Source organism: Candidatus Accumulibacter vicinus, assembly GCF_000584955.1.
Classification (GTDB): Bacteria; Pseudomonadota; Gammaproteobacteria; order Burkholderiales; family Rhodocyclaceae; genus Accumulibacter; species Accumulibacter vicinus.
In genome coordinates this window covers 207,050-208,609 of record NZ_JDSS02000019.1, presented here as the reverse complement: position 1 = coordinate 208,609, position 1,560 = coordinate 207,050, and the positions used below count along the sequence as shown (strand labels likewise).

Sequence of the window (1,560 nt, the reverse complement as noted above, 5' to 3'; positions counted from 1 at the left end):
GGTCGCCGACGGCTGCAGCAACTCGGCGGGTCGCCCCGACATCGGGGCGCGTCTGGTGGCCATGGCGATGCTGCGCGCCATGCAGCAAGGCGCTGTCGAGGAGGTCGAGAACCGGCTGCTTGCCAGCCTGCGCGCCACCCTGTCGCAAGGGTATGCCAGTCATGCCGATCTCCTGACGACCGTCGGCGGCTTCGTCGAGCGGAACGGCGAGGTCGATGCCTGGCTCTGGGGGGATGGCGTGCTCTACGCCGAGTACCCGGATGGCAGCAAGGTTCTGAAAGTGGTGCAGTGGGACGGGAACATCCCGCTGTATCCGGTCTACCTCCTGGAGGGCCACCCCGGCCTGACGGGAATGATCGAGAGTGACGACGGAGAAACGCAAGCCTTGTCGGGCGGCCTGCACTGGAAAGCCGCGAAACCTCGGAAATTCCTGATCGCCACCGACGGGATGCTACAACTTGATCATACCCGGGTGGTCGAGGCCGTGTCGCAACTGACGGCGTACAAGACCCTCGCGGGCAGTTTTCTCAAACGCCGTGCGCTGCGTGCCCTGAAAGGCATGCCGCCGGCCGACGACATTGCCGTGGCGGCTTACCATGAAGCTGATCGCTGAAAACAGGGGAACGGTCATCCTCGATGCCTGTCACCTCGTGGCTTCCGGTGGAGAGGGGTCGGTGTATGCGAAAGGCGGCGAGGCGTACAAGCTCTATCATGACCCGCGTGATCTTTCGGAAAAGATCCGTCTGCTGCACGCATTTGCCCATCCTGGCGTGGTCCACCCGCGTGGCGCGCTGCGCGACGAGCAGGGATGCTTCGTCGGCTACTGGATGGAACGTCGCCATGGCACCTCGCTGCCGAACCTGTTCGCCGAAGCGTGGCGCAAGGCCCACCACTTCGGCACTGCGGAGACCACGAAAACCGTCCTCGCCATGCGCGAGATCGTCAGTTTTGCCCATTCGCGCCAGGCGCTGCTGGTGGATGCCAACGAGTTCAACTGGTTGGTCGATGGCACGACGCCCTGGGTCATCGATGTCGATTCGTGGCAGGTCGGCCCTTACCAGGCGAGCGCCCTGATGCCGTCGATTCGGGACTGGTCGGCGACCGAATTCTCGGAATATACGGACTGGTTTGCCTGGGGCATCGTCACCTTCCAGATCTTCATCGGGATTCATCCGTATAAAGGCATCCACCCGGTGTTCGGTCGGGGCAAGCTGGTCGAGAGAATGATGGCGAACGCGTCGATCTTCGATGCCGGTGTCCGCTTGAATTCGGCTGTCAGAAGCCTGGACGAGGTTCCGGCCAGGCTGCGCGAATGGTATCGGGCGACCTTCCAGGAGGGGGCCCGTACGCTGCCACCAGCGACACTCGATGACGCCGGCCTGGCGTCGCCAGGATATCGCCGGACTTACCATGGAGATGCAGTCGTGTCGGTGACGCGACTCTCTTCATCCCTGCCGCCGGCGGCCGGATTTCCCGGAACGTACGTCGCCCACGACCGTATGTTGCGCATCGGCGGCAGGCTGTTTGCCGTGGTCAATGATTCCGACCGCGGTTTGATCG

Annotated in this window: 2 protein-coding genes; both read left to right on the top strand. The window is 63.4% G+C overall.

Annotation, left to right across the window (positions count from 1 at the left end):
- On the top strand, positions 1–613 hold a 613-nt coding region (locus tag CAPSK01_RS07360), incomplete at its 5' end, for a hypothetical protein (protein WP_034924521.1).
- The coding region (locus CAPSK01_RS07355) for a hypothetical protein (protein ID WP_273703255.1) at positions 597–1,560 on the top strand (964 nt) is incomplete at its 3' end. The genes CAPSK01_RS07360 and CAPSK01_RS07355, both read left to right, overlap by 17 nt.